Origin of the sequence: Streptomyces sp. URMC 129 (assembly GCF_051386415.1) — a bacterium.
Classification (GTDB): Bacteria; Actinomycetota; Actinomycetes; order Streptomycetales; family Streptomycetaceae; genus Streptomyces.
Map to the genome: position 1 here is coordinate 15,467 of NZ_JBPQTQ010000044.1, position 23,737 is coordinate 39,203.

24 protein-coding genes and 2 tRNA genes are annotated in these 23,737 nt (G+C 72.5%); 12 read left to right on the top strand and 14 right to left on the bottom strand.

Annotated features, from left to right (window positions below; all coding sequences use genetic code 11):
* Positions 1 to 35 precede the first annotated feature (35 nt).
* A tRNA-Ile gene (locus tag ACSNOC_RS11795) sits at positions 36 to 109 on the bottom strand.
* Between the two features lie 941 nt (positions 110 to 1,050).
* Positions 1,051 to 1,123: transfer RNA gene (locus ACSNOC_RS11800), tRNA-Asn, on the bottom strand.
* 165 nt (positions 1,124 to 1,288) lie between these two features.
* On the opposite strand from ACSNOC_RS11800, the gene ACSNOC_RS11805 reads away from it, so the two are divergent.
* Both ACSNOC_RS11805 and ACSNOC_RS11810 read left to right on the top strand, forming a co-directional pair.
* Positions 1,289 to 1,597: a hypothetical protein gene (locus ACSNOC_RS11805; protein WP_436747306.1), complete on the top strand. Its 309-nt coding sequence runs from the start codon at positions 1,289 to 1,291 to the stop codon at positions 1,595 to 1,597.
* Between the two features lie 341 nt (positions 1,598 to 1,938).
* Complete coding sequence (locus tag ACSNOC_RS11810) at positions 1,939 to 2,793, top strand: SMP-30/gluconolactonase/LRE family protein (protein WP_436747307.1); 855 nt, start codon at positions 1,939 to 1,941, stop codon at positions 2,791 to 2,793.
* Positions 2,794 to 2,803: 10 nt separating this feature from the next.
* Here the strand turns inward: ACSNOC_RS11810 and ACSNOC_RS11815 are convergent, their stop codons facing one another.
* Positions 2,804 to 3,091: a hypothetical protein gene (locus ACSNOC_RS11815; RefSeq protein ID WP_436747308.1), complete on the bottom strand. Its 288-nt coding sequence runs from the start codon at positions 3,089 to 3,091 to the stop codon at positions 2,804 to 2,806.
* Positions 3,092 to 3,200: 109 nt separating this feature from the next.
* Positions 3,201 to 4,088, bottom strand: coding sequence for an SGNH/GDSL hydrolase family protein (locus ACSNOC_RS11820; RefSeq protein WP_436747309.1), 888 nt, complete (start codon positions 4,086 to 4,088; stop codon positions 3,201 to 3,203).
* Between the two features lie 240 nt (positions 4,089 to 4,328).
* Between ACSNOC_RS11820 and ACSNOC_RS11825 the strand changes: the two genes are divergently transcribed.
* Complete coding sequence (locus ACSNOC_RS11825; protein ID WP_436747310.1) at positions 4,329 to 4,823, top strand: DUF3145 domain-containing protein; 495 nt, start codon at positions 4,329 to 4,331, stop codon at positions 4,821 to 4,823.
* On the opposite strand, the gene ACSNOC_RS11830 is transcribed toward ACSNOC_RS11825, so the two are convergent.
* A complete protein-coding gene (locus ACSNOC_RS11830) occupies positions 4,808 to 5,488 on the bottom strand; it encodes a TetR/AcrR family transcriptional regulator (RefSeq protein ID WP_436747311.1) in 681 nt (226 codons plus the stop codon). The genes ACSNOC_RS11825 and ACSNOC_RS11830 overlap by 16 nt on opposite strands.
* Before the next feature lie 45 nt (positions 5,489 to 5,533).
* Between ACSNOC_RS11830 and ACSNOC_RS11835 the strand changes: the two genes are divergently transcribed.
* Positions 5,534 to 6,475, top strand: coding sequence for a beta-ketoacyl-ACP synthase III (locus tag ACSNOC_RS11835; protein WP_436747312.1), 942 nt, complete (start codon positions 5,534 to 5,536; stop codon positions 6,473 to 6,475).
* A gap of 78 nt (positions 6,476 to 6,553) precedes the next feature.
* On the opposite strand, the gene fabF is transcribed toward ACSNOC_RS11835, so the two are convergent.
* The 5 genes from fabF to ACSNOC_RS11860 form a co-directional block, all read right to left on the bottom strand.
* Positions 6,554 to 7,816, bottom strand: coding sequence for a beta-ketoacyl-ACP synthase II (gene fabF / locus ACSNOC_RS11840; RefSeq protein WP_436747313.1), 1,263 nt, complete (start codon positions 7,814 to 7,816; stop codon positions 6,554 to 6,556).
* Positions 7,817 to 7,936: 120 nt separating this feature from the next.
* Positions 7,937 to 8,185 (bottom strand): acyl carrier protein, encoded by a 249-nt coding sequence (locus ACSNOC_RS11845; protein WP_436747314.1) that lies wholly within the window; start codon positions 8,183 to 8,185, stop codon positions 7,937 to 7,939.
* Between the two features lie 73 nt (positions 8,186 to 8,258).
* Positions 8,259 to 9,257 (bottom strand): ketoacyl-ACP synthase III, encoded by a 999-nt coding sequence (locus ACSNOC_RS11850; RefSeq protein WP_436747315.1) that lies wholly within the window; start codon positions 9,255 to 9,257, stop codon positions 8,259 to 8,261.
* Between the two features lie 5 nt (positions 9,258 to 9,262).
* A complete protein-coding gene (locus ACSNOC_RS11855) occupies positions 9,263 to 10,216 on the bottom strand; it encodes an ACP S-malonyltransferase (RefSeq protein ID WP_436747316.1) in 954 nt (317 codons plus the stop codon).
* Between the two features lie 88 nt (positions 10,217 to 10,304).
* Positions 10,305 to 11,444: a PucR family transcriptional regulator gene (locus tag ACSNOC_RS11860; protein WP_436747329.1), complete on the bottom strand. Its 1,140-nt coding sequence runs from the start codon at positions 11,442 to 11,444 to the stop codon at positions 10,305 to 10,307.
* A 175-nt stretch (positions 11,445 to 11,619) separates the two neighbouring features.
* On the opposite strand from ACSNOC_RS11860, the gene ACSNOC_RS11865 reads away from it, so the two are divergent.
* Positions 11,620 to 12,285, top strand: a complete 666-nt coding sequence (locus ACSNOC_RS11865; protein WP_436747317.1) for a pirin family protein — start codon at positions 11,620 to 11,622, stop codon at positions 12,283 to 12,285.
* A gap of 204 nt (positions 12,286 to 12,489) precedes the next feature.
* Entirely contained in the window at positions 12,490 to 12,840 is a 351-nt protein-coding gene (locus tag ACSNOC_RS11870) for a DoxX family protein (RefSeq protein ID WP_436747318.1), read from the top strand.
* Between the two features lie 30 nt (positions 12,841 to 12,870).
* Here the strand turns inward: ACSNOC_RS11870 and ACSNOC_RS11875 are convergent, their stop codons facing one another.
* Positions 12,871 to 13,680, bottom strand: coding sequence for a serine hydrolase domain-containing protein (locus ACSNOC_RS11875; RefSeq protein ID WP_436747319.1), 810 nt, complete (start codon positions 13,678 to 13,680; stop codon positions 12,871 to 12,873).
* Positions 13,681 to 13,957: 277 nt separating this feature from the next.
* On the opposite strand from ACSNOC_RS11875, the gene ACSNOC_RS11880 reads away from it, so the two are divergent.
* Positions 13,958 to 14,422 (top strand): MerR family transcriptional regulator, encoded by a 465-nt coding sequence (locus ACSNOC_RS11880; protein WP_436747320.1) that lies wholly within the window; start codon positions 13,958 to 13,960, stop codon positions 14,420 to 14,422.
* A 7-nt stretch (positions 14,423 to 14,429) separates the two neighbouring features.
* A complete protein-coding gene (locus ACSNOC_RS11885; protein WP_436747321.1) occupies positions 14,430 to 15,449 on the top strand; it encodes an aldo/keto reductase in 1,020 nt (339 codons plus the stop codon).
* 67 nt (positions 15,450 to 15,516) lie between these two features.
* Here the strand turns inward: ACSNOC_RS11885 and ACSNOC_RS11890 are convergent, their stop codons facing one another.
* The 3 genes from ACSNOC_RS11890 to aceE all read right to left on the bottom strand — a co-directional run bounded on the left by ACSNOC_RS11890 (position 15,517) and on the right by aceE (position 20,205).
* Positions 15,517 to 16,392 carry a DUF4429 domain-containing protein gene (locus tag ACSNOC_RS11890; RefSeq protein ID WP_436747322.1) on the bottom strand — a complete coding sequence of 292 codons (876 nt, stop codon included), beginning with the start codon at positions 16,390 to 16,392 and terminating at the stop codon, positions 15,517 to 15,519.
* A 154-nt stretch (positions 16,393 to 16,546) separates the two neighbouring features.
* Complete coding sequence (locus ACSNOC_RS11895) at positions 16,547 to 17,359, bottom strand: potassium channel family protein (protein ID WP_436747323.1); 813 nt, start codon at positions 17,357 to 17,359, stop codon at positions 16,547 to 16,549.
* A gap of 113 nt (positions 17,360 to 17,472) precedes the next feature.
* The gene (gene aceE / locus ACSNOC_RS11900; protein WP_436747324.1) at positions 17,473 to 20,205 is read right to left on the bottom strand and encodes a pyruvate dehydrogenase (acetyl-transferring), homodimeric type; all 2,733 of its coding nucleotides are present in this window, start codon (positions 20,203 to 20,205) and stop codon (positions 17,473 to 17,475) included.
* Between the two features lie 345 nt (positions 20,206 to 20,550).
* Between aceE and ACSNOC_RS11905 the strand changes: the two genes are divergently transcribed.
* The 4 genes from ACSNOC_RS11905 to ACSNOC_RS11920 all read left to right on the top strand — a co-directional run bounded on the left by ACSNOC_RS11905 (position 20,551) and on the right by ACSNOC_RS11920 (position 23,705).
* Entirely contained in the window at positions 20,551 to 20,985 is a 435-nt protein-coding gene (locus ACSNOC_RS11905; RefSeq protein WP_436747325.1) for a DUF3052 domain-containing protein, read from the top strand.
* Positions 20,986 to 21,099: 114 nt separating this feature from the next.
* Positions 21,100 to 21,558, top strand: coding sequence for a peroxiredoxin (locus ACSNOC_RS11910; RefSeq protein ID WP_436747326.1), 459 nt, complete (start codon positions 21,100 to 21,102; stop codon positions 21,556 to 21,558).
* Between the two features lie 131 nt (positions 21,559 to 21,689).
* The gene (locus ACSNOC_RS11915; RefSeq protein ID WP_436747327.1) at positions 21,690 to 22,829 is read left to right on the top strand and encodes a DUF475 domain-containing protein; all 1,140 of its coding nucleotides are present in this window, start codon (positions 21,690 to 21,692) and stop codon (positions 22,827 to 22,829) included.
* Between the two features lie 114 nt (positions 22,830 to 22,943).
* Positions 22,944 to 23,705 carry a Tellurium resistance gene (locus ACSNOC_RS11920; protein WP_436747328.1) on the top strand — a complete coding sequence of 254 codons (762 nt, stop codon included), beginning with the start codon at positions 22,944 to 22,946 and terminating at the stop codon, positions 23,703 to 23,705.
* Positions 23,706 to 23,737 lie beyond the last annotated feature (32 nt).

The window sequence follows — 23,737 nt, forward strand, 5'->3', positions numbered from 1 at the left end:
CGGCTCGGAGCGCGCCTGCCCAGGAAGGCGCTGGGTGGGGCGGGTGGGACTCGAACCCACGGCCGACGGATTATGAGTCCGTTGCTCTAACCGGCTGAGCTACCGCCCCGTCACGGCGTGCCGCGCACACCTGTGCGCGCCGTCTGCCGCAGCATAGCTGCTCATACGATCTGCCGCCCGGGTCGGGGGCGGTCGTACGCAGGCAGGGACTTGCGGCACGGGGTGATCGGTTCCCGGTGTTCGAGAAGAGATGCGCGGCACGGACGAAAGGGCCCCGGACGGGGCCCTTCGTGTGATGCTCCCCGGGTGGACCGCACGACAACCCGATGTGCCGGGGCGAAGCGCCGGGCAGGCGCTGAGGCGGCACAAGCGGGTCGGGCGGCTCCGGGGAGGGGCAGGCCCGGGGCCTGATCGCCGCGTACCAGGCGGGAGGGACTCGTTCAGCCGGCGCGGCGGGACCAGCGTGTGAAGCCCCGGGAGCCGCGGGCCGGGGCGGATTCGCCGCCCCGCCCGGACGCGGTGTCCACGGCACTGGCCTGCCGCGTCGGTTCGTCGGCGTGTCGGCGGAGCCGTGACGCACCTGGTGGTGGCCTACCCGATGGGCCACGCCGTGCTCCCTCCGGCCCCGTCGGCGCTGACCCGGCCGATGGCGGAGGTGCCGCGCGTCTCGCGGTTCGCCCCGGAGGACACCGGGGCCTGCGCCGCGCACCGCCTCGGCGGCCCGGCGAGCGGCGCGGACGGAACGCGGAGGTACGGACGACCTCCGCCCCTCCGGCGAGGACTTCTCCGCCGCCGTGGCCCTGGCGGGTGTGTCACCGTCCCCGGGGGGCTCCCGCCGTCGACGCGGCGCTCGGCCCGGTCGCCGCGGTCGTCGCTGACGCCCGGAGGACGGTTCGCGCGGCGGTGACGGCTGCCGCGGGGTGGCGCGACCTGTCGCGCGTGGCCGGGGGCGGTCCCGGACCGGAAGCTGACCGAGAACCAGCAGGCCCCTCCCCGTCAGGGGGAGGGGCCTGCTGCTCATGCTCTCGACGTCAGATGCCGCGTCCGATGCTCCCCCGACTGGACTCGAACCAGTAACCTGCCGGTTAACAGCCGGCTGCTCTGCCAATTGAGCTACAGGGGACCGCTCCGCCCGGGGCCGCTTCCCGCATCCGGGGGCGTGACCGAGCCGCGGGCCATACATTAGCGCATGTGAGGGGGTGCTTCGAAATCAGTATCCGGGCTACCCGGTTACTGACGGCGCTATGAGCCAGCAGAACGACAAAAAGAGCGAGAAGGGGAGCATCCCATGCGCAAGCTCATGTTCATCTCCGGAGTGGCGGTGGGCTACGTACTCGGTGCGCGGGCCGGGCGCGAGCGGTACGAGCGGCTCCGCGCGACGGCGGAGAAGCTGATGAGCAACCCGGCCGTCCGCAACACCGTGGACTCCGCGGCCCAGTCGGGCCGGCAGGCGGCGTCCTGGGCGGCGGGCGCGGTCGCGGAGCGGGCGGGCGACCGGCTGCCCGGGCCGGTGACCAGCAGGCTGCGCGCGGTCGGCGACCACCACCAGGACGGCACGGCACCGGACGTGGAGAGCGAGGGCCGCGCCGCTCTCTGACAGCCGCTGTTCTCCCAGCCATTGCCTGCCGTGCGGCGGGCTGACTAGCGTAGTGTTCGGCATCCCGGCCACGGCCGGGATGCCGAACGTTTCAGCGGCGCGGGTGCCGGCAGGGAACGCCGACAGCGCGACCGACGAGTCGGGCGACCGGCGGCCCAGGGGGACGTGCCCGTCCTGACGCCGGGTTTCCTCACCTTCGCCGCGGGCCGTGCGCGATGCCCGCGGCGGCTGTCCGGCCGCCGGGTCGGCATCGCCGGACGAGCTGACGACCATGGAAAAGACCGCGGGTCGACGGGAGACCCGTGGCGGCCCGGGACCGGGCCGGAGAAGAAGGGGAGAGCGTGGCGCACGGGTTGGAGATCGCGGTACGGGAGCGGGCCCTGATCGGGGAGGGCCCGACCTGGGACGCGGAGGCGGGACGGCTGATCTGGGTCGACATCCTGTCCTCCCGGGTGCATCTCCTCGACACCTCCACGGGCCGGCGCGCCATCCTGGCGACGATCCAGCACGTCGGAGCCGCCAAGCCGCGGGCGGCCGGGGGATTCGTGGTCAACCTCAGGGACGGCATCGGCCTGTACGACGCGGAGGGCGCGTTCCGCTGGCTGCGGCGCGAGACCGTTCCCGACCGCCGGGGCAACGACGCCGCCGTCGGCCCCGACGGCACACTGTGGGCGGGCACCATGCGGTACGACGAGCGGCCGGGCGGCGGAACGTTAAGCCGGGTCTTCCCGGACGGCACCGCGCGGACCGTCGTGCCCGACGCCACCGTGAGCAACGGCCTCGGCTGGAGCCCGGACGGCACCTCCATGTACTACATCGACACCCCCACCCACCGCGTGGACGTCTTCACCGTCACGGACGACGGGGGAGCGGTGGACCGCAGGACGCTGGTCGACCTCGACGGCGTGCCCGGCGCGCCGGACGGGCTGACCGTGGACGCGGACGGCTGCGTGTGGGTCGCGTTCTTCGACGGCCACGCCGTGCGCCGCTACACGCCGGAGGGGAAGCTCGACCGCACCGTGGAGCTTCCGGTGTCCCGGCCCACGGCCTGCGCGTTCGGCGGCTCCGGCCTCACCGACCTCTTCGTCACCACGGCCGCCAACGGCACCGACCCGGCGGTCGAGCCGCTGGCCGGCTCGGTCCTGGTCCTGCGGGACGCGGGACAGGGGCTGCCCCAGCCCGCCTTCACCGGATAGCGCGCCACCCCTACGGGCCGGGCTCGGGGAGCACGGCGTACGCGCAGGGGCGGGGCTGAGCCTCCGTCTCCTCCCGCGACGCGGTCGCGGTGGGGCACGGCGGCTCCTCGTCGCCCTCGCTCTCCAGCTCCGCGAAATGCTCCCCGGGAACCCCGGGAACCCCGGGGTCCTCGGGAGCCCCGGACAGCCCGGCGCCGGGCGGCCGGGGCGGCGTGTCCGGCAGGGACGAGCCGCAGCCGCCGGTCAGGACGGCCCCGGCGAGCAGGATTCCGACCGCGGTGAGCCGTCGGGAGGACATCGGACCATCCCCTCGTCACGCCGACGCCGACGCCGACGCTGACGCCGACGACCCGTGGTTCCGCGCCGACCGTGGTCCGGGGCGCTCACCACCGTACGCCACCCGGCGGTCAGAGCGTGGGCGCGGTGATCCGCTCGTACGCCAGGGCGGCCAGCTCGGCCTGGCCCTCGCGGCTGGGGTGGAACCAGTCCCAGTCGCTCAGGTGGCGCGAGCCGAAGTCGTAGGCGAAGACCGCGCCGCCGTCGTACCGGCACAGCGGGTCCTCGGCGCAGACGGCCTCCAGCGTCGCGTTGTACTCCCGCACCCGCTCGTCCACCGCCGCGCGCCGCTCGGTCGCGGCGGCCGAGTCGTCGCCCGCTCCGGCGAGCAGCGACGGGCAGATGTCCGCGAGCTGCCACACCGCGCGGGCCATGGTGGAGTCGCTGCCCTCGCTCCACAGGCGCAGCAGGTCCGGCACGCTCGACACGTACACCTCGGTCTCCGGCAGCTCCTCGCGGATGAGGTCCAGCGCCGCGCGGAGGTGCGCCTCGAAGTCCGCCACGCTCGTCATCGAGGCGACGTCCTGGGCGCAGGCGTCGTTGGCGCCGATCAGCACGGTCACCAGCTCGGGGGAGTGGGCGACGGCCTGCCGGGCCTGGGCCGGGATGTCGGCCACCGTGGCGCCGGTCTCCGCGAGGTTCCAGGTGCGGTCCGCGATCGTCTCCGGATCGCCCAGTAACTGCCGGGCCAGGCTGTCCACCTCGGTGTCGGTGCCGGTGGCCCAGGACGCCTCGGGGCAGTCGGAGAGGAGGGAACAGGCGTCAAACGCGCGGGTGATGGAGTCGCCGATGGCGGCCATCGACGCCGGGCTGGTGTCCCACGCTGGGGTGACCTCTGCCGACGGCACCGCCCCGGCTGTCCGATCCGGCTCCGAAGTAGTGGTAGATGAGGAGGTGCACGCGGCCAGCGCGGCGACGGCAGCGATCGGCAGGGCGAGGGTGCGGCGGCTGACCGGCATTCAGGTTCCTCGGTGTCCTTGTCGTCACGGAGCGGGGCGGTAGCTTGGGTTCCGGCAGTGGGCGGGCCCGACGTGCGCCCTCAGCAAGACTAAAAGATGACCTGACGTCACAGGCTGTCCTCTTTGTCGTAAAAGGTATGTAATGGTGTTTACTGTTCGTGTGCGTTTCGGGGTCAACGGGGGCGCCTTGAGGATCGCAACGGGCGCAAGGTTGACCAGAGTGTGAGAGTGGAGGTCCCGATGACGACACGTGGTGTTCTGTATGTGCACTCCGCCCCGCGTGCCCTGTGTCCGCACATCGAATGGGCCGTGGCCGGTGTGCTCGGCGCCCGTGTCAGTCTCGACTGGACCAGACAGCCGGCCTCGCCCGGCACGTGGCGGGCGGAGCTCTCCTGGCAGGGTGAGGCGGCCACCGCCTCCAAGCTCGCCTCGGCGCTGCGCGGCTGGCACCTGCTGCGCTTCGAGGTCACCTGCGAGCCGTCCGCCGCCACCGAGGGCGAGCGTTTCAGCTGCACGCCCCGGCTCGGCATCTACCACGCGGTCACCGGGATCCACGGCGACATCATGATCCCGGAGGACCGGCTGCGGGCCGCCGCCGCCCGCGCCGCGCGCGGCGAGAGCGACCTGCACGCCGAGATCACCAAGCTGCTCGGCAAGCCCTGGGACGACGAGCTGGAGCCGTTCCGGTACGCGGGGGAGGGCGCGCCGGTCCGCTGGCTTCACCAGGTGGTGTGAGGCGCGGCTCCCGGACGCCCGGGACCGGCCCCCCGCGCCGCCGACGACCCGGCGGGGGCCGGGAGTTGAACGGTCAGCAGCCGGTCGACCGCGCGCACCGCACGGGTGGCGGCGGCCGTGTCGCCGTGTAGCTGGATCGTGTGATTCAGGCTCATCATCACGCCGAGCAGCTCGAAGACGAGTTGCTCGGCGTCGGTGTCCGCGGGCAGCCCCCCGGCGGCCACGGCCGCGCGGACGTCCGCGCCGAGCCGCCGCCGCCAGGCGCGGAACTGGCGCCGCAGCAGCGCCCGGACGGGACCGCCGCGGCCGTCGTACTCGAAGGTCGAGCTGACGAAGAGACAGCCACCGGGGAACACCCCGCGCACCAGGTACGAGATCCACGCCGCGCACACCGCCCGCAGCCGGGGCAGGCCGGGGGCCACGTCCGCAGCGGGCCGCCACACCTCGCGGTCGAAGATGACGGCCGCCCGCTCCAGGGTGGCGAGCTGGAGCGCCTCCTTGGTGCCGAAGTGGCCCAGCAAACCGGACTTGCTGATGCCCAGGTCCGCCGCGAGCCGGCCGATGGTCAACCCCTCCAGGCCCTCGACGGAGGCGACGTCCACGCAGCGCTCGATGATCCGCTCGCGCGTGCTGCGGGCCTGGGCTGCGGAATGTCGCGGACTCATGCACCCCACTATAGAGTCCGACCGATCGGTCGCTATTCTTCCTCCATGACGCGCATCTCCGCCCTGGGGCACCACCAGCCCGAGCACGTGATGACCAACGACGACCTGGCCGAGCTGGTCGACACCAGCGACGAGTGGATCAGGCAGCGGACCGGCATCGCCGCCCGCCGCATCGCACGCGACGAGTCGGTCACCGACCTGGCCGCCGCGGCGGCCGGGAAGGCGGTGGCGGCGGCCGGGGTCGACCCCGCCGACATCGGCCAGGTCATCGTCGCCACCTGCAGCGCGCGGGACCGCGTGCCGTCCATCGCCGCCCGGGTCGCCGGCCGGCTCGGCATCCCCGCCGCCGTCACGTTCGACCTCAACAACGGCTGCGCCGGCTTCACCACCGCCCTGGCCACCGCCGACCACACCGTGCGCGCCGGGGCCGCCCGGCACGCCCTGGTCATCGGCGCCGAGAAGATGTCCGACGTCACCGACTGGACCGACCGCTCCACCTGCGTGCTGCTCGGAGACGGCGCGGGCGCCGCCGTGGTCAGCGCCTCCGGGCCGGGCGAGCGGGACGGCATCGGTCCGGTGGTGTGGGGCTCGGACCCGACGCGGCGGGACGCCGTGCGGCTGCGGGACGCGTGGCAGCCCAGGTTCTCCCAGGACGGGCAGACCGTCTTCCGCTGGGCCACCACCGCGCTGGCGCCGTTCGCCCGCGAGGCGTGCGAGCGGGCCGGGGTCGGCACCCGCGAGCTGGGCGGGATCGTCACCCACCAGGCGAACCTGCGGATCGTGGAGTCCCTGGTCCGCCAGCTCGACGCGCCGCAGGCGGTCGTCGCACAGGACGTCGTCGGCTCCGGCAACACCTCGGCCGCCTCCGTGCCGCTGGCCCTCGCCAAGCTCGTCGAGCGGCGCGAGATCCCGTCCGGGGCGCCGGTGCTGCTCTTCGCCTTCGGCGGCGGCCTGTCCTGGGCCGGTCAGGTCGTGCGCTGCCCCTGACACGGCGGCGGATCCGGCGGAACGACGAACGGGCCGCCCCGGCGGGAAGCCGGGGCGGCCCGTTCGCCGTCGGGGCTCTCAGAGCGTGCGGAACGCCAGCACCACGTTGTGGCCGCCGAAACCGAAGGAGTTGTTGATCGCGGCGATCGTGCCGGACGGCAGCTCGCGCGGGGTGTCACGGACGACGTCGGCGTCCACCTCCGGGTCCAGCTCGTCCACGTTGATCGTGGGCGGGGCCGTCCGGTGGTGCAGCGCCAGCACCGTGGCGACGGACTCGACGCCGCCCGCGCCGCCCAGGAGATGGCCGGTCATGGACTTCGTCGCGGAGACCGCGATGTGGTCGACGTCGTCGCCCAGCACCTTGCGCAGCGCCTTGATCTCCGCGATGTCGCCCTGCGGGGTCGAGGTGGCGTGCGCGTTGAGGTGGGTGATCTGGGCGGGCTTGAGGTCCGAGGCGTCCATCAGGTTCTGCAGGGCCGCCGCGATGCCGCGCCCGGAGGGCTCCGGCTGCGCGATGTGGTGCGCGTCCGAGGACAGCCCCTGGCCCAGCAGCTCGCAGTAGACGCGGGCGCCGCGCCGCGCCGCGTGCTCGGCGGACTCCAGCACCACCACGCCCGCGCCCTCGCCGAGCACGAAGCCGTCGCGGGCCGTGTCGTACGGGCGGGAGGCGCGCTCCGGCTCGTCGTTGTTCTTGGACATCGCCATCATGTTGGCGAACGCCGCGATGGGCAGCGGGTGGACGCACGCCTCCGTGCCGCCGGCGATCACCACGTCGGCCCGGCCGGTGCGGATCATCTCCGCGCCGTAGCCGACCGCCTCGGCGCCCGAGGCGCAGGCGCTGACGGGGGTGTGCACGCCCGCCTGTGCGCCGAACTCCAGGCCGACGTTGGCCGCCGGGCTGTTCGGCATCAGCATGGGGACGGTGTGCGGGGAGACGGGACGCGCGCCCCGCTCCTTGAGCACGTCGTACTGGCTCAGCAGCGTCGTGACGCCGCCGATGCCGGACGCGATGACCGCGCCGAGGCGGTCGGGGCGCACGGCCTCGTCATCGCCCGCGCGCGCGGCGAAACCCGCGTCGCTCCACGCCTCCTTGGACGCGATCAGCGCCAGCTGGGCGGTGCGGTCCAGGCGACGGGCCTGCGGCCTGGGCAGCACCCCGGCGGGGTCGACGGCGACGGTGGCCGCGAACCGGACCGGCAGATCGGCCGCCCAGTCCGCGGTCAGCGGTCGCACACCGGACCGGCCGGCGAGGAGGCCCTCCCAGGTCGATGCGCTGTCGCCACCCAGCGGTGTGGTTGCGCCGACACCGGTGACAACCACCGTTCGATTGGTCGCGTTCACAGGATTTCTTACTCCGCTAGTCGGGGATGGTCGTGCTTTGCCACTCCGCGGGTGGCGACAGGCGCGTGCGATGCGAGGTGCGGCCGGCCGCCCGGCCGCCGGCCGTCACGCCCGGACGTTTCAGCCCTGGTGCTCCAGGATGTACCCGACGGCGTCGCCGACGGTCTTCAGGCCCTTGACGTCGTCGTCCGGGATCTTGACGCCGAAGCGCTCCTCGGCGGCGACGACGACCTCGACCATGGACAGCGAGTCGACGTCCAGGTCGTCGGTGAACGACTTCTCCACTGTCACCTCTTCGTTGGGGATGCCGGCGATCTCGTTCACGATCTCGGCGAGACCCTCGATGATCTCTTCCCTGGTGGCAGCCATTGCGGCGCTCCTTTTGATGTACTGCGGTGGGGTACCGCGGGTGGGGTGGGTGGGTTTCGGTGAACGGACTTGCTCAGGGCAGGGTAACGACCGCCGCGGCGTACACGAGACCCGCCCCGAAGCCGATGACGAGCGCGGTGTCGCCGCTCTTCGCCTGCCCGGTCGCCAGCATCCGCTCCATGGCGAGCGGGATGGAGGCGGCCGATGTGTTGCCGGTGGTCTCGATGTCGCGGGCGACCGCGACATGCTCCGGCAGCTTCAGCGTCTTCACCATCGAGTCGATGATCCGCATGTTGGCCTGGTGCGGGATGAAGACGTCCAGGTCCGCCGCCGTGATCCCGGCGGCGTCCAGGGCTTGCTGGGCCACCCTGGCCATCTCGAAGACCGCCCAGCGGAAGACCGTCTGGCCCTCCTGCCTGAGCGCGGGGAACTTGTCCCCGGGGCCGTAGCGGTCCCAGGTCACGGTCTGGGTGATGACGTCGGCCTTGTCACCCTCGGAACCCCAGACCGTGGGACCGATGGCCGGCTGTTCGGAGGGCCCGAGCACGACCGCGCCGGCGCCGTCGCCGAAGAGGAACGCCGTGGAGCGGTCCTCCTTGTCGGTCAGGTCCGACAGCCGCTCGGCGCCGATGACGAGCGCGTAGGTCGCGCTGCCCTCCAGGATCAGGCCCTTGGCCAGTGTCAGGCCGTAGACGAAGCCCGCGCAGCCGGCCGAGATGTCGAACGCGGCGGGCCGCTGCGCCCCGAGCCGGTGCGCGATCAGGGTGGCGATCGCCGGGGTCTGCGCGAAGTGCGAGACGGTGGAGACGATCACCGCGCCCACCTGCTCGGCGGCGATCCCCGCGTCGGCGATGGCCTTCCCGGCGGCGGCGAGCGCCATCTCGGCCACGGTCTCGTCCTCGCCGGCCCAGTGCCGGGTCACGATCCCCGAGCGGGAGCGGATCCACTCCTCGGAGGAGTCGATGTGCCGGAGGATCTCCGCGTTGGGGACGACGCGGGTCGGCCGGTAGCCACCGACGCCGAGGATCCGCGCGTGCTGCGCGCCCCTGCTGGCCTTGAGTGTGGCGGGCATGCTGTTCAGTGCTCCTGTTCGGCGGCTTCGGCGGCCCGTTCGGCGATCAACTGGCGGGCCTCGGCCAGGTTATCCGGGGTCTTGATGGCGACCCGAGCCACGCCCGGCAGATTGCGCTTGGCGAGGCCGGCGAGCGTTCCGCCCGGGCACAGCTCGATCAGGGCCGTGGCACCGAGGAGTTGGAACCTCTCCATGCAAAGATCCCAGCGGACCGGGTTCGAAACCTGCGAGACCAGACGACGCACGATTTCCTGTCCGCCGGTGACAACCTCGCCGTCCGCGTTCGACACGAAAGGAACGACCGGGTCCGCGACGCCGACCTGTCCGGCGGCCTCGGCCATCGCCGTCACGGCCGGGGCCATGTGGTGGGTGTGGAAGGCGCCGGCCACCTTCAGTGGCATGACGCGCGCCTTGTCGGGCTTGTCGGCGGCCAGCGCCGCGAGCTGCTCCGCCGTGCCGGCGGCGACGATCTGGCCGCCGCCGTTGTTGTTCGCCGCGGTCAGGCCCAGGGCCTCCAGGCGGGCGGCGACCTCGGCCGGGTCGCCGCCGAGGACGGCGGACATCCCGGTCTCGGTGACCGCGGCGGCCTCGGCCATCGCCTCGGCGCGGCGGCGCACCAGCGCCATGGCGTCGTGCTCGGTCAGCGTCCCGGCGAGCGCCGCGGCGGCCAGCTCGCCCACGCTGTGGCCCGCCACCGCGCCCACGGCGTCGCGCGGCGCCGCGGCGGCGCCGTCGAACAGCGCCGCGGCGGACAGCAGCGCGCCGGCGACCAGCAGCGGCTGGGCCACCGCCGTGTCCCGGATCTCCTCGGCGTCGGCCTTCGTCCCGAGGTGGACGAGGTCGAGGCCGGTGACCTCCGACCAGGCGGCGAGCCGGTCCGAGACGCCGGGGAGATCGAGCCAGGGGGTGAGGAAGCCAGGAGTCTGGGAACCCTGGCCGGGAGCGACGAGTACGAGCACCCTCTCACTCTCTCCCGGCAACAGGGCCCCCGCCCGTGGTGGCGAGAACTAAGAACCGCCGAGGGAGTTGTGGATCCCCGACAAAATGCTATGTGTGGTGATCCTCTTCTTCCAGGCGTCCGAGCATCAGCGCGATGCGCAGAGTGAAGGCCGAGCGAACATCGGAAGGGGGCCATCCGGTGACATCAGTCACACGACGCAGACGATAGCGAACGGTGTTGGGATGCACAAACAGCATCCGGGCCGCCCCCTCCAGACTGCTCGCCTGCTCCAGATAGACACTCAGCGTCTCCAGCAGCGCCGAGCCCGCCTCGCGGAGCGGTTTATAGATCTCCTCCACCAGGAGCCGCCGGGCGGCCGGGTCGCCGGCCATCGCGCGCTCCGGCAGCAGGTCGTCCGCGAGCACCGGGCGGGGGGCGTCCGGCCAGGCGGCGCACGCCCGCAGACCGGCCGCCGCGGCCTGCGCGGAGCGGGTCGCGGCGAGCAGGTCACCGACCACGGGACCGGCCACGACGGGACCCGACGCGAACGGTCCGATCAGGCCCTTCGCCGCGTGCAGCGGGTCGTCGCTGCCGCCCGCGATCACCACCAGGCGCTTGCCGAGGACGCCGGTGAGCACCTGGAGCTTGGCGTACCGGGCCGCGCGGCGGATGGCCTCGACGGTCAGCTCGCTGTCGCCGTTCGGGGCGTTGCCCAGCACGACCGTGACGTGCTCCGGCGACTTCCAGCCGAGCGCGGCGGCGCGCGACACGTCGCTCTCGTCGGCCTCGCCGGAGACCACCGCGTTCACCACCAGCGACTCCAGGCGCGCGTCCCAGGCGCCGCGCGCCTCGGCGGCCTGGGCGTAGACCTGTGCGGTCGCGAACGCGATCTCGCGGGCGTAGATCAGCAGCGCGTTGCGCAGCGCGGCGGCGCCGCCGGGGGCGGCCAGCTCGTCGACGGCCGTCTCCATGACCTCGATCGTGGTGCGGACCATCTCGACGGTCTGCCGCAGGGTGATGGCCCGGGTCAGCTCGCGGGGGGCGGTGCCGAACACGTCGGTGCTGATCGCCTGCGGGGTGTCCGGGTGCCGGAACCACTCGGTGAAGGCCGCGATGCCGGCCTGGGCGACCAGGCCGATCCACGAGCGGTTCTCCGGGGGCATGGCGCGGTACCAGGAGAGCTGCTCGTCCATCCGCGCGATCGCGGCGGCGGCCAGTTTCCCGGAAGACTGTTCGAGGCGGCGCACGGTCGCGGTGTGCGCGGCGTTGCTCTCCTCGTGCTCGTCGTTCTCGTCGTTCTGGGCGGAGGTCCCGCCAGCGGACGCTGCTGCATCATCGGCATCGGACACGAGGACCAGCCTGCCTCATTTCTCTCTCGGTCATACCCGCCGGGGGTGGGGGCGAGGTGGATACGGTGGGCGCATGCTTCGTGTTCTGCGGTCCGGCGAGCGCTACCGGGGCGGCGATCCGGCCGCGGGGATCGACACCCGGCACGCGTTCTCCTTCGGCGGCTTCTACGATCCGGACAACCTGCGGTTCGGCCCGCTGACCGCCTGCAATGAGGAACGTCTGGCGCCCGGCGTGGGTTTCCCCGCGCACCCGCACCGCGATGTGGAGATCGTGAGCTGGGTCGTCGAGGGCGAGCTGACCCACGAGGACGCCGAGGGGCGGACCACCGTCATCGGCCGGGGAGACGTCCAGCGGCTGACGGCCGGTTCCGGCACCACGCACGCGGAGCGCAACGCGGGGGCGGCGCCGCTGCGCTTCCTGCAGATGTGGCTGGTGCCGGACCGGCCCGGCGGCGCCCCGGAGTACGAGGTGGTGCGGGGGATCGCGGACGGCACCCCGTACGCCCTGCCGCGCACCGCCGCGGTGCTGCACGTGCGGCGGCTGGCGGCCGGCGAGCGCACGGCGGTCCCGGCGGCGCCGCGCGTGTACGCGCACGTGGTGCGCGGCGCGGTGACGCTGGCCGGGGAGCGCCTGACGGCCGGCGACGCGGCCCGGCTCACGGACGCGGGCGAGGTGACGGCCCGGGCGTCGGAGGGCGAGACGGAGCTGCTGGTCTGGGAGCTCGGCCGACCGGCCTGACGGGCCGGGCGGCCACCGCCGCAAAGGACGGCACGAGCCGCCGACGGTGCGACGCGTGGCGGGGGCGCCGGGGGACGGTGGAACCGCCCGGGCACCCGACCGGAGAGGCCGTCCCTGTCTCCCCTGCCCGCGGCGCGTTCCACCACCCCGTCTCCGCGTCCGCCCCCGCCGCTCGGCGAGCGGCTGGAGGCCGCCGGTCCGTATGTGCTGTCCCTCTTCCGCATCGTGGTCGGCCTGCTCTTCGCCTGCCACGGATTCGGCGCCCTCTTCGGCCTGATCAGCCCGGCCGCCGGGCCGATCAGGCCGACACCGTCCCGGGTGGGCGACTGGCCCTACTGGTACGCGGCCCTCATCGAACTCGTCGGCGGCACCCTGGTGATGCTCGCCGTCGGCACGCGTGCGATCGCCCTGGTTGGCTCCGGCGAGACGGCGTACGCGTACGTCGGCGCGCACGCGTTCCCCCGACCCTGGCCGATCGACAACGGTGGCGAGTTGCCCGCGCTCTGCGCGTGGGCCTTCCTGCTCCAGGCGGTCACCGGACCCGGGCGCCGGTGAGGCGGGCGACCGGGCGGTCGGGCCTGTGGGCTAGGCGCGCAGTTCCGCGAGGACCGCGTCGGTGAAGGGGGGCCAGGTCTGGGCCCAGGGGCCGAAGGCGCGGTCGGTCAGGACGACGCAGGCCGCCGCCGCGTCCGGGTCCACCCACAGGAACGTGCCGGACTGGCCGAAGTGGCCGAACGTGCGGGGCGAGGACGTCGCGCCGGTCCAGTGCGGCGACTTGTGGGCGCGGATCGAGAAGCCGAGCCCCCAGTCGTTGGGCTTCTGGTGGCCGAAGCCGGGCAGGACCCCGCTCAGTCCGGGGAAGGCGACCGTGGTCGCCTCCGCGAGCGTCTCGGGGGCCAGCAGCCGGGGCGCGAGCAACTCGGCGGCGAAGGCGGTGAGATCGTCCAGCGTCGAGACGCCGTCCTTGGCCGGGGAGCCGGGCAGGTCGGTGGCGGTCATGCCGAGCGGCACGAGCACGGCCTGCCGCAGGTACTCCGCGAACGGCATGTCCGCCGCCTTGGCGATGTGGTCGCCCAGCACCTCGAACCCGGCGTTGGAGTACAGCCGTCGGGTGCCGGGCGGGGCCATCACGCGGTGCTCGTCGAACGCCAGGCCCGAGGCGTGCGCCAGCAGATGGCGGACCGTGGAGCCGGGCGGCCCGGCCGGTTCGTCCAGGTCGATCGCGCCCTCCTCGACCGCGATCAGCGCGGCGTACGCGGCGAGCGGCTTGGTGACGGAGGCGAGCCGGAACGGCTGCCCGCCAGGGCCGTGCGAGAAACGGCGCCCGTCGGGCAGGACGACGGCAGCCGCCGCCGTGGGGACGGGCCAGGTGTCGATCAACTCCAGGCTTCGCATGGTCCCGAGCGTAGCGCGGCGGGCGGCGGCGGCCCGGAACGCGGGCGGCGCACCGGGCACCTGGCGTACCGGTGGAGGACGTGCGCGGGTGCGGGCACGCGCATGCCGAGCCAGCGGCGGAGGGGCGCCCGGCCGCCTCTTCGGCTCAACTGCCCGCGGGGTTCCCCGACTCCGTGGGGAGCGGGCCGTGCCGGAGGCGCGCGTACCGGCGCCCGTCGGCGAATTCACCACCGGTACCGCTTGCCTGGAGTGCACTCCAACTCTTTAGCGTGCAGGTATGACCCTGACACAGCAGGAGCGGCCAGGGCTTGACGAGACCGTCGGCCAGTGCGCGCCCGCCAAGCCCCAGCCGAGACCCGACGGACAGGACCGCTACACGATCAGCGAAGTCGCCGCCCACACCGGGCTGAGCGCCCACACGCTGCGCTGGTACGAGCGGATCGGCCTCATGCCGCACGTCGATCGCTCGCACACCGGCCAGCGCCGGTACACCAACCGCGATCTGGAGTGGCTGGCCTTCGTCAACAAGCTCCGGCTGACCGGGATGGCGGTCGCGGACATGGTCCGCTACGCCGACCTGGTGCGGCAGGGCGACCACACGGTCGCCGAGCGCGGCGCGCTGCTGCGCGCCACGCGGGAGAGCGTGCTGGGACGCATCGCCGAACTCCAGGGCACCCTGGCGGTTCTCGACTACAAGATCGACCTCTACGCGGACGCCCTCCGGGCTCCGGAAAGGCCCTGAACCCCCCATGAGCGACAACACCACGATCGACACCGCCCCACTCGGCAACGGCGGCCCCCGGGTCGGCGTCCAGGGGCTCGGCTGCATGGGCATGAGCTTCGCCTACGGACCGACCGACGCCGCCGAGGCCCGCGCCACGCTGGAGCGGGCCCTCGAACTGGGCGTCACGCTGTTCGACACGGCCGACATGTACGGCGTGGGCGAGAACGAGACGTTCCTGTCGCCGTTCTTCCGCGCCCACCGCGACGAGGTCACCATCGCCACCAAGTTCGGCATCGTCGTCGACCCCGCCGACCCCATGGCGCGCGGCATCCGCAACGACCGGCCCTACGTCAGGGAGTGCGTCGAGAACAGCCTGCGGCGGCTCGACGTGGAGGTGATCGACCTCTACTACATGCACCGCCGCGACCCGGCCGTGCCGATCGAGGACACGGTCGGCGCCATGGCCGAGCTCGTCACCGAGGGCAAGGTCAAGCAGCTCGGCCTGAGCGAGGTCACCGGCCCCGAGCTGCGCGCCGCGCACGCCGTGCACCCCATCGCCGCCGTCCAGTCCGAGTGGTCGCTGTTCTCGCGGGACGTGGAGCGGACCGCCGTCCCGGCGGCCAAGGAGCTGGGCGTCGCGTTCGTGCCGTACTCGCCGCTCGGCCGGGGCTTCCTGACCGGCGCGTTCACCGACGCCAGCAGCGAGCTGACGGCCGACGACTGGCGCCGCACCCAGCCCCGGTACAACGGCTCCAACGCCGAGGCCAACCGCGCGCTGCTGGAGCCGGTCCGCCGCGTCGCGCAGGCGCGCGGCGCCACGCTCGGGCAGATCGCGCTGGCCTGGGTGCACGCCCAGGCGGCGGTGCGCGGGATGACGGTGATCCCGATCCCGGGCACCCGCAAGCGCGGCCGGGTTGAGGAGAACACGGCGGCCACCCGGATCGAGCTGACCCAGGACGAGCTGGCCGCGCTCGACCCGATCGCCGCCCAGGTCGCGGGCGACCGCTACCCGGACATGGCGTTCACCTCGGCGGGCCGGGAGTAACCCCCGCCGCGGCCGTCGCGCCCGCGGGCCCTGCCGCGCCTGAAGCGCGCGGCGGGGCCCGCGCCGCTCACAGCTCCGCCAGCAGCTCCGTCTTCTTCTTCGTGAACTCCTCGTCCGTCAGCAGGCCCGAGGCGTGCAGCTCGCCCAGATGCCGGATGCGGTTGGCTATGTCCGCCGGATTGCCCCGGCGGCGGGGCCCGTCCAGCCGGCCGGTGGTGATCGGCTCCGCCGCGCGCACCGCCTCCAGCACCGAGGCGGCCAGCGGGAGCGACTCGTGGACCAGGCCGTAGCCGAGGCCGAACACCACCGCCGCCGGGTCCTGGTCGGCCGGGCCGTCGTGGTCCAGCGGCGTGCCGTCCGGGCCGCGGCGGCGCAGCCGCAGGTGGCCGCCCGCGATCTCGGGCGAGCGCCACTCGACGTCCGCCAGCTCGCTCACCGGGAACGACTGGTCGCCCGCCTTCCACTTCGCCGACGAGGCGCCGGTCCAGAACCAGCGGAACGAGACCACCTTGCCGTCGAAGGCCGCCTTCCCGTCGTATGCCTTGAACTGCAGCGGCGCCGCCGGGGCCGCCACCAGGTACTGGTCGGCGTCCTCGTCCGCCCGCGGCCCCAGCGCCGAGCGCAGCTCGGTGGCGTAGTAGTCGGCGAGCGTCTCGCGCTCCACCGGGAGCACCAGCCGGTACGGGTCCGCGGCCTGTCTGAGCTGCCCGGCCGCGGCCTCCAGCAGCGGATCGGCCCCGGGGCGCGGCACGGCGTGCAGGACCACCGTGCCCTTGCGCGTTCCCGGAGCGAGGTCCACCGAACTCAGCGCCTCGTAAGGGATGCGGCGCTCGCCGAGCACCTGGAAAAGCTTCGGTGTGCGTATCCCCCGTTCGAAGCGGATGAGCACGGAGTCGGTGTCGAACTCCCACGTGGAGTGGATTCCGGCCAGCACATCACCCATGCGGGTCATCGTAAGGGCCCTGGCTGACGAAACGGCTTCCCTCGGACGGGTGTGTTCGCGTCAGCTCAGGGCGACGGCGTCGCGCCTGATGCCCGTGCGACACCCGGGAGGTGGCGACGGGGCGGCGACGCGGTGCCCGGCCGGTGCCCGGCGTTCACCGCTCCCGCTCCGCCCCGGGCACCCGGGCCGCCAGCTCCGCCACCTGGGCGCGCAAGGACCGCACCTCGGCGGTCAGTTCCGCGATGGCCCGGGTGTGCGCCGCCGTCTCGTCGTCCTCCCGCTCGAAGCGGGCGATGAACCAGGCCGCGATGTTGGCCGTGACCACACCGAGCAGGGCGATTCCCGACAGCATCAGCCCCACGGCCAGCAGCCGGCCCAGCCCAGTCGTCGGGGTGGTGTCGCCGTACCCCACGGTGGTCATCGTGGTGAAGGCCCACCACAGGGCGTCGCCCATGGAGTGGATGTTGGAGGTCGGGCTGTCCCGCTCGACCTCCAGCACGGCCAGCGAGCCGAACAGCAGCAGCCCGAAACAGGAGCCCGCGACATAGGTCGTCACCTGGATCTGCGACGCCATCCGGGCCCGCTGCCCGACGAGCAGCAGGGCGGACACCAGCCGCATCAGCCGCAGCGGCTGGAGGATCGGCAGCACCACGGCGAGCAGCGCGAACGGGTGGCGCCGTACGAAGAGCCAGCGGCTGCGCGACAGCGCCGCGCGGACGCCGTAGTCGAGGGCGAAGCAGCCCCACACCAGCCACTCCGTCACCGAGCAGGCGGTCCGCAGCGCGCGCGGCCCGTCGGGGTGGAGGATGGGCACGGCGTAGGCCAGCCCGAACAGCACCGCGAGCCACAGCAGCGGCCCCTGGGTGCGTTCCTCCCAGCGCAGCCGCGTCCCCTCCGCCTCCGCCTCGGGAACGAGGGCCGCCACCGCGGCCTGGGCCGTTTCGGGAGTGTCGGGGTGCTGGACCATGGCCGCATCCTAGGAGCCGGGGCGTCCGGCCGGACCCCCGGACCGGACGGCGGCGGGCCCCCGGACGGCGCGGGAGCGAAGCCGTCCGGGAGCCCGCCGGGTGGTGCCGGGGGTCAGGCGTCGCCGCCGGCCGGGCCCGGGTCGGCCGCGGTCACGTCGAGCAGCTGGTACCGGTCGACGGCCTGCTTGAGGACCGACCGGTCGACCTTGCCCTCGCGCGCCAGCTCGGTGAGCACGGCCAGCACGACGGACTGCGCGTCGATGTGGAAGAAGCGGCGCGCCGCCCCCCGGGTGTCGGCGAAGCCGAAGCCGTCACCGCCCAGCGACTGGTACGTGCCCGGCACCCAGCGCGCGATCTGGTCGGGAACGGACCGCATCCAGTCGGAAACGGCCACGAACGGGCCCTGCGCGCCGGAGAGTTTGCGCGTCACATACGGGACGCGCTGCTCCTCCTCCGGGTGCAGCAGGTTGTGCTCCTCGACCGCGACGGCCTCGCGCCGCAGCTCGTTCCACGAGGTGGCGGACCACACGTCCGCCTTCACGCCCCACTCCTCGGCCAGGATCCGCTGGGCCTCGATCGCCCACGGCACGGCCACGCCGGAGGCCAGGATCTGTGCCGGGATGCTGCCCGCCGTGCCCTCCCGGTACCGGTACAGGCCCTTGAGGATGCCCTCGACGTCCACGTCCGCCGGCTCGGCCGGCTGGACGATCGGCTCGTTGTAGACGGTGAGGTAGTAGAAGACGTCCTCCGGGGCGTCCCCGTACATCCGGCGGAGCCCGTCCCGCACGATGTGCGCGATCTCGAACCCGAACGCCGGGTCGTAGGCGACACAGGCCGGGTTGGTCGAGGCCAGGAGCTGCGAGTGCCCGTCGGCGTGCTGCGTGCCCTCGCCGGTCAGCGTCGTGCGGCCGGCGGTCGCGCCCAGCACGAAACCGCGCGCGAGCTGGTCGCCCATCTGCCAGAACTGGTCGCCGGTGCGCTGGAACCCGAACATCGAATAGAAGACGTAGACCGGGATCAGCGGCTCGCCGTGCGTCGCGTACGCCGCCCCGGCGGCGATCAGCGACGCCGTGCAGCCCGCCTCGGTGATGCCGTCGTGCAGCATCTGCCCGGTCGGGGACTCCTTGTACGAGAGCAGCAGCTCGCGGTCCACGGACTCGTAGGTCTGCCCCAGCGGGTTGTAGATCTTGGCCGAGGGGAAGAGCGAGTCCATGCCGAACGTGCGGTACTCGTCCGGCGCGATCGGCACGAAGCGCCTGCCGATCTCCTTGTCCCGCATCAGGTCCTTCAGCAGCCGCACGAACGCCATCGTGGTGGCGACCTGCTGCTGCCCCGAGCCCTTCCTGACCGCCGCGTACGCCTTCTCGCCCGGCAGCGTCAGCGGCTTGGCCCGCACCACGCGGGTCGGCACATAGCCGCCGAGCGCGCTGCGGCGGTCGTGCATGTACTGGATCTCCTCCGAGTCCGGACCCGGGTGGTAGTACGGCGGGGCGCCGGACTCCAGCGCGCTGTCCGGGATCGGCAGCTTCAGCCGGTCCCGGAAGCCCTTCAGGTCGGCCACGGTGAGCTTCTTCATCTGGTGGGTCGCGTTGCGGCCCTCGAAGTTCGGCCCGAGCATCCAGCCCTTGATCGTCTGGGCGAGGATCACCGTCGGCTGCCCCTGGTGCTCCAGGGCCGCCTTGTACGCCGCGTAGATCTTGCGGTGGTCGTGACCGCCCCGGCCCAGGTGGAGGATCTGGTCGTCGGTCATGTTCTCGACCATCGCGCGCAGGCGGTGGTCGTCACCGAAGAAGTGCTTGCGGATGTACGCGCCGGTCTCCGTCGCGTACGTCTGGAACTGGCCGTCCGGGGTGGTGTTCAGCTTGTTGACCAGGACTCCGTCCCGGTCCTGGGCCAGCAGCGGGTCCCAGCTGCGGTCCCAGATCAGCTTGATCACGTTCCACCCGGCGCCGCGGAAGATCGACTCCAGCTCCTGGATGATCTTGCCGTTGCCGCGCACCGGGCCGTCGAGGCGCTGCAGGTTGCAGTTGACGACGAACGTCAGGTTGTCCAGGCCCTCGCGGGCCGCGATCGACAGCTGGCCGAGCGACTCGGGCTCGTCCATCTCGCCGTCGCCGAGGAACGCCCACACGTGCGACCGCGAGGTGTCCGCGATGCCGCGGGCGTGCATGTACCGGTTCATCCGGGCCTGGTAGATCGCGCTGATCGGGCCCAGGCCCATGGAGACCGTCGGGAACTCCCAGAAGTCCGGCATCATGCGCGGATGCGGGTAGCTGGAGAGCCCGTGCGGCGCCTTGGACCGCTCCTGGCGGAACGCGTCCAGGTTCTGCTCGGAGAGGCGGTCCAGCAGGTAGGCGCGGGCGTAGATGCCCGGGGAGGCATGCCCCTGGAAGTAGATCTGGTCGCCGCTCTCGCCGCCGTCCTTGCCGCGGAAGAAGTGGTTGAACCCCACGTCGTAGAGGGAGGCCGAGGAGCCGAAGGTGGCGATGTGGCCGCCCACCCCGATGCCGGGGCGCTGGGCGCGCGAGACCATCACCGCCGCGTTCCAGCGGGTCGCGTTGAGGATCTTGCGCTCGATCTCCTCGTTGCCGGGGAAGAACGGCTCGTCCTTGGTCGCGATCGTGTTGACGTAGTCCGTGCTGCGCATCTCGGGCACGGCGACCCGCTTCTCACGGGCGCGCTCGATCAGGCGGAGCATGAGATAGCGGGCCCGGGCCCGGCCTCGCTCGTCGATGGCGGCATCGAGCGAATCGAGCCATTCCTGAGTCTCCTCAGGATCGAAGTCCGGGACCTGGCTGGGAAGGCCGCCAATGATGATCGGGTTGCGATCTGATCCGGAAGCCACGCTGTTCCTTCACTGTATGAGTTGTCTGCTCTGCATGTGTCGCGCCGCCTCCATGGTCCACCGCTGAACGCGAAACGTCATCTCTACTGATCGGTAACCCGGAATCCATGATCATCGCGCACCCTGGAAAGCGCCATGCCCTCGCGCCGCGCGCCGGGCGTGCCTGGCGAACAGGCGTTCGCGGACTATGGTGCAGATCACGCGGCCGTCGGGGGCCAAGACGTCAACGTTTGGGCAGGCTCGGCGGCCGGGTACTTGCGCGATCCGCCCCGCCCGTGTGGACTACGCCCAAGCCGCGCGCACGCGCGGCCTCCCCGTATTTCCGACACAGGACAGGAGCTATCCGTGAGCGCGACCGCGGACCACGCGGAGGAGCGGACCAATCCCGCCGCTCGGCTGGGTTTCCAGCCCGGACAGGTGGTCCAGGAGCTCGGCTACGACGACGACGCCGAGCAGGAACTCCGCGAGGGAATCGAGGCCATCACGGGCCAGGAGCTCGTCGACGAGACCTATGACGATGTGGCCGACGCGGTGGTGCTGTGGTTCCGCGAGGAAGACGGCGATCTGACCGACGCGCTGGTGGATGCCACCACGATGATCGACCCCGGGGCGCCGGTGTGGCTGCTGACGCCCAAGACGGGCCGGGCCGGCTACGTCGAGCCGAGCGAGATCGGCGAGGCGGCGCAGACCGCGGGCCTGGCGCAGACCAGCAGCGTCAGCGCGGGCAAGGACTGGTCGGGCAGCCGGCTCGTGACCCCGAAGGCGGCCGGGAAGAAGTAGGGCTGGCGCGGTCGCGCGCGGGCATGGTCCCCGGGGGCTCGTCGGCCGCCGGGGGCCGCATCGTAGGCTGGGCGGCGTAACTTTACCTCCGACAGGGAAACGGATTACCCGCCCATGACACTTGAGCCCGGCAGCAAGGCCCCCGAGTTCCGCTTGCGGAACCAGCACGGCCAGACCGTCTCGCTCGCGGACTACCGCGGCACGAAGAACGTGGTCCTGCTCTTCTACCCGTTCGCGTTCACCGGCGTCTGCACCGGAGAGCTGTGCGCGCTGCGCGACGAGCTGCCGACGTTCGTCAACGACGACGTGCAGCTCCTCGCGGTCTCCAACGACTCCCCGTTCTCCCTGCGCGTCTTCGGCGAGCAGGAGGGGCTGGAGTACCCGCTCCTCTCCGACTTCTGGCCGCACGGCGACGTCTCGCGCGCCTACGGCGTCTTCGACGAGGAGAAGGGCTGCGCGGTCCGCGGCACCTTCATCATCGACAAGGAGGGCGTGATCCGCTGGACGGTCGTCAACGCCCTCCCCGACGCCCGCGACCTGAACGACTACGTCACGGCGCTCCAGGCTCTGTGATCCCGGGCTCCCCACCCGGGGAACCCCGCCCCCCCATCGGCATCGTCCACCAGGCCGACGGCACGGAACCGGCCACTGACTGACATGTCTGCCTGCACCTGGCGCGGACTCGCGCGGAGACTGGAATTCCTGTGATCCTCAAAACATTCGGCTGGTCGTTCGGCGTCACCATTGTCGGCCTGGCCGCCGCCTTCATCCTCTGGGGATGGGAGGGCTTCGCCGTGGTGGCGATCCTCTCCGTCCTCGAAATCTCGCTCTCCTTCGACAACGCGGTGGTCAACGCGGGTGTCCTGAAGCGGATGAACGAGTTCTGGCAGAAGATCTTCCTGACCATCGGCATCCTGATCGCCGTCTTCGGCATGCGGCTGGTCTTCCCCGTCCTGATCGTCTCGCTCACCGCGGGCGTCAGCCCGATCGACGCGGTGGACCTCGCGGTCGACGACCCGGACCGTTACGAGCACCTGGTCACCGACGCGCACCCCGCGATCGCCGCGTTCGGCGGGATGTTCCTGCTGATGATCTTCCTGGAGTTCATCTTCGAGGAGCGGGAGATCATGTGGCTGCGCTGGCTGGAGCGTCCGCTGGCCAAGCTCGGCAAGATCGACGCGTTCTCCGTCGGCGTCGCGCTCGCCGGGCTGCTGCTGACCGCCTCCTTCGTCGCCCCCGAGGCGTACCAGCACGGCGGCCTGCACGCCGACAAGACCGAGACCGTGCTGCTCGCGGGCATCGCCGGTCTGCTCACGTACCTGATCGTCGGCGGCCTCTCCGGCTTCTTCGAGGACCGGCTGGAGGAGGACGAGGAGCGCGCCCACGAGGCCGAGGAGGCCGCGGCCCGCGCCGGGCGGCAGCCGACGCTGGTCGGCGTCGGGGGCCGGGCGGCGTTCTTCCTCTTCCTCTACCTGGAGGTCCTGGACGCGTCGTTCTCCTTCGACGGCGTCATCGGCGCGTTCGCCATCACCAACGACATCTTCTGGATGGCGCTCGGCCTCGGCATCGGCGCGATGTACGTGCGGTCGCTCACCATCTACCTCGTCCGCCAGGGCACCCTGGAGGACTACCGGTACCTGGAGCACGGCGCGCACTACGCCATCGGCGCCCTGGCCGTGATGCTGCTGATCAGCATCCGCTGGCACCTGCCCGAGGTCGTCACCGGCCTCGTCGGCGTGGGCCTGATCGCGGCGGCGTTCTGGTCGTCGGTCCGGCACAACCGGATCGACGCGGCGAACGGCGACGCCCCGCCGGAGAAGGCGGCGGTGCACTCGGGAGTGTGAGCCGCCGCGGAACGCGGAATCCTACGTGGGGGGACGGGCCGGTCACCGGTTCCGTCCCGCCGCGTGTGTGCGGGAGTTCAGGACAGCCGACGACGAAGTGGGGTGGGGCGGGCCATGGTGTCCCTGTGGAATTACTGGCGGCACGGCGGCATGCCCAAGCAGAAGTTCGACACGGTGGGCGGACCGTCGACGTACGCGGTGGAGCTGACCAAGCGGAACGCGGTGGCGCCGCTCACGGGTGAGGGCGCGGAGACGGGCACGCTGCGCATCGAGCTGTCCTGGCGGACGCGGACCGGCGCGGACTTCGGGGGGACGCGGACGCAGTGGTCGACGCTGTGGCGGCGGCCCCTGGACCTCTTCAAGCCGGCCGAGATACAGGGGCATTCGCTGGGTGTGGCGAGCATCGACCTGGACCTGGCGTGCCTGTACGAGCTGAAGGACGGCTCGAAGGGCGTCGTCCAGTCCCTGGGCGGCCTGGAGGGGGACTTCAACTCCCCGCCGTACATCAAGCTCAGCGGCGACGACCGCTTCGGCACCGGCTCGGGCGAGAACCTGTACGTGAACCTGGACCACGCCGAGGAGTTCAAGCGGCTGGTGGTCTTCGTCTACATCTACGACGGCATCCCGGCGTTCGACCGGGCGGACGTGGTCGTCACGCTGGTGTCGGCCGACGGCAAGAACGTGGAGATCGGCCTGACCGACCCGGCGCCGCACGCGCGCTCGTGCGCGGTGGCGCTGATCGAGCACCACAAGGGGCGCCTGGTGGCGCGGCGCGAGGTGAAGTACGTCTACGGCTTCCAGTCGGAGATCGACCGCCTGTACGGCTGGGGCATGTCCTGGGGCCGGGGCACGAAACCGACCCGCCTCCGCGCCTGAGCGTTCCCCCGCCCACCACCGCCCCTGCGTGC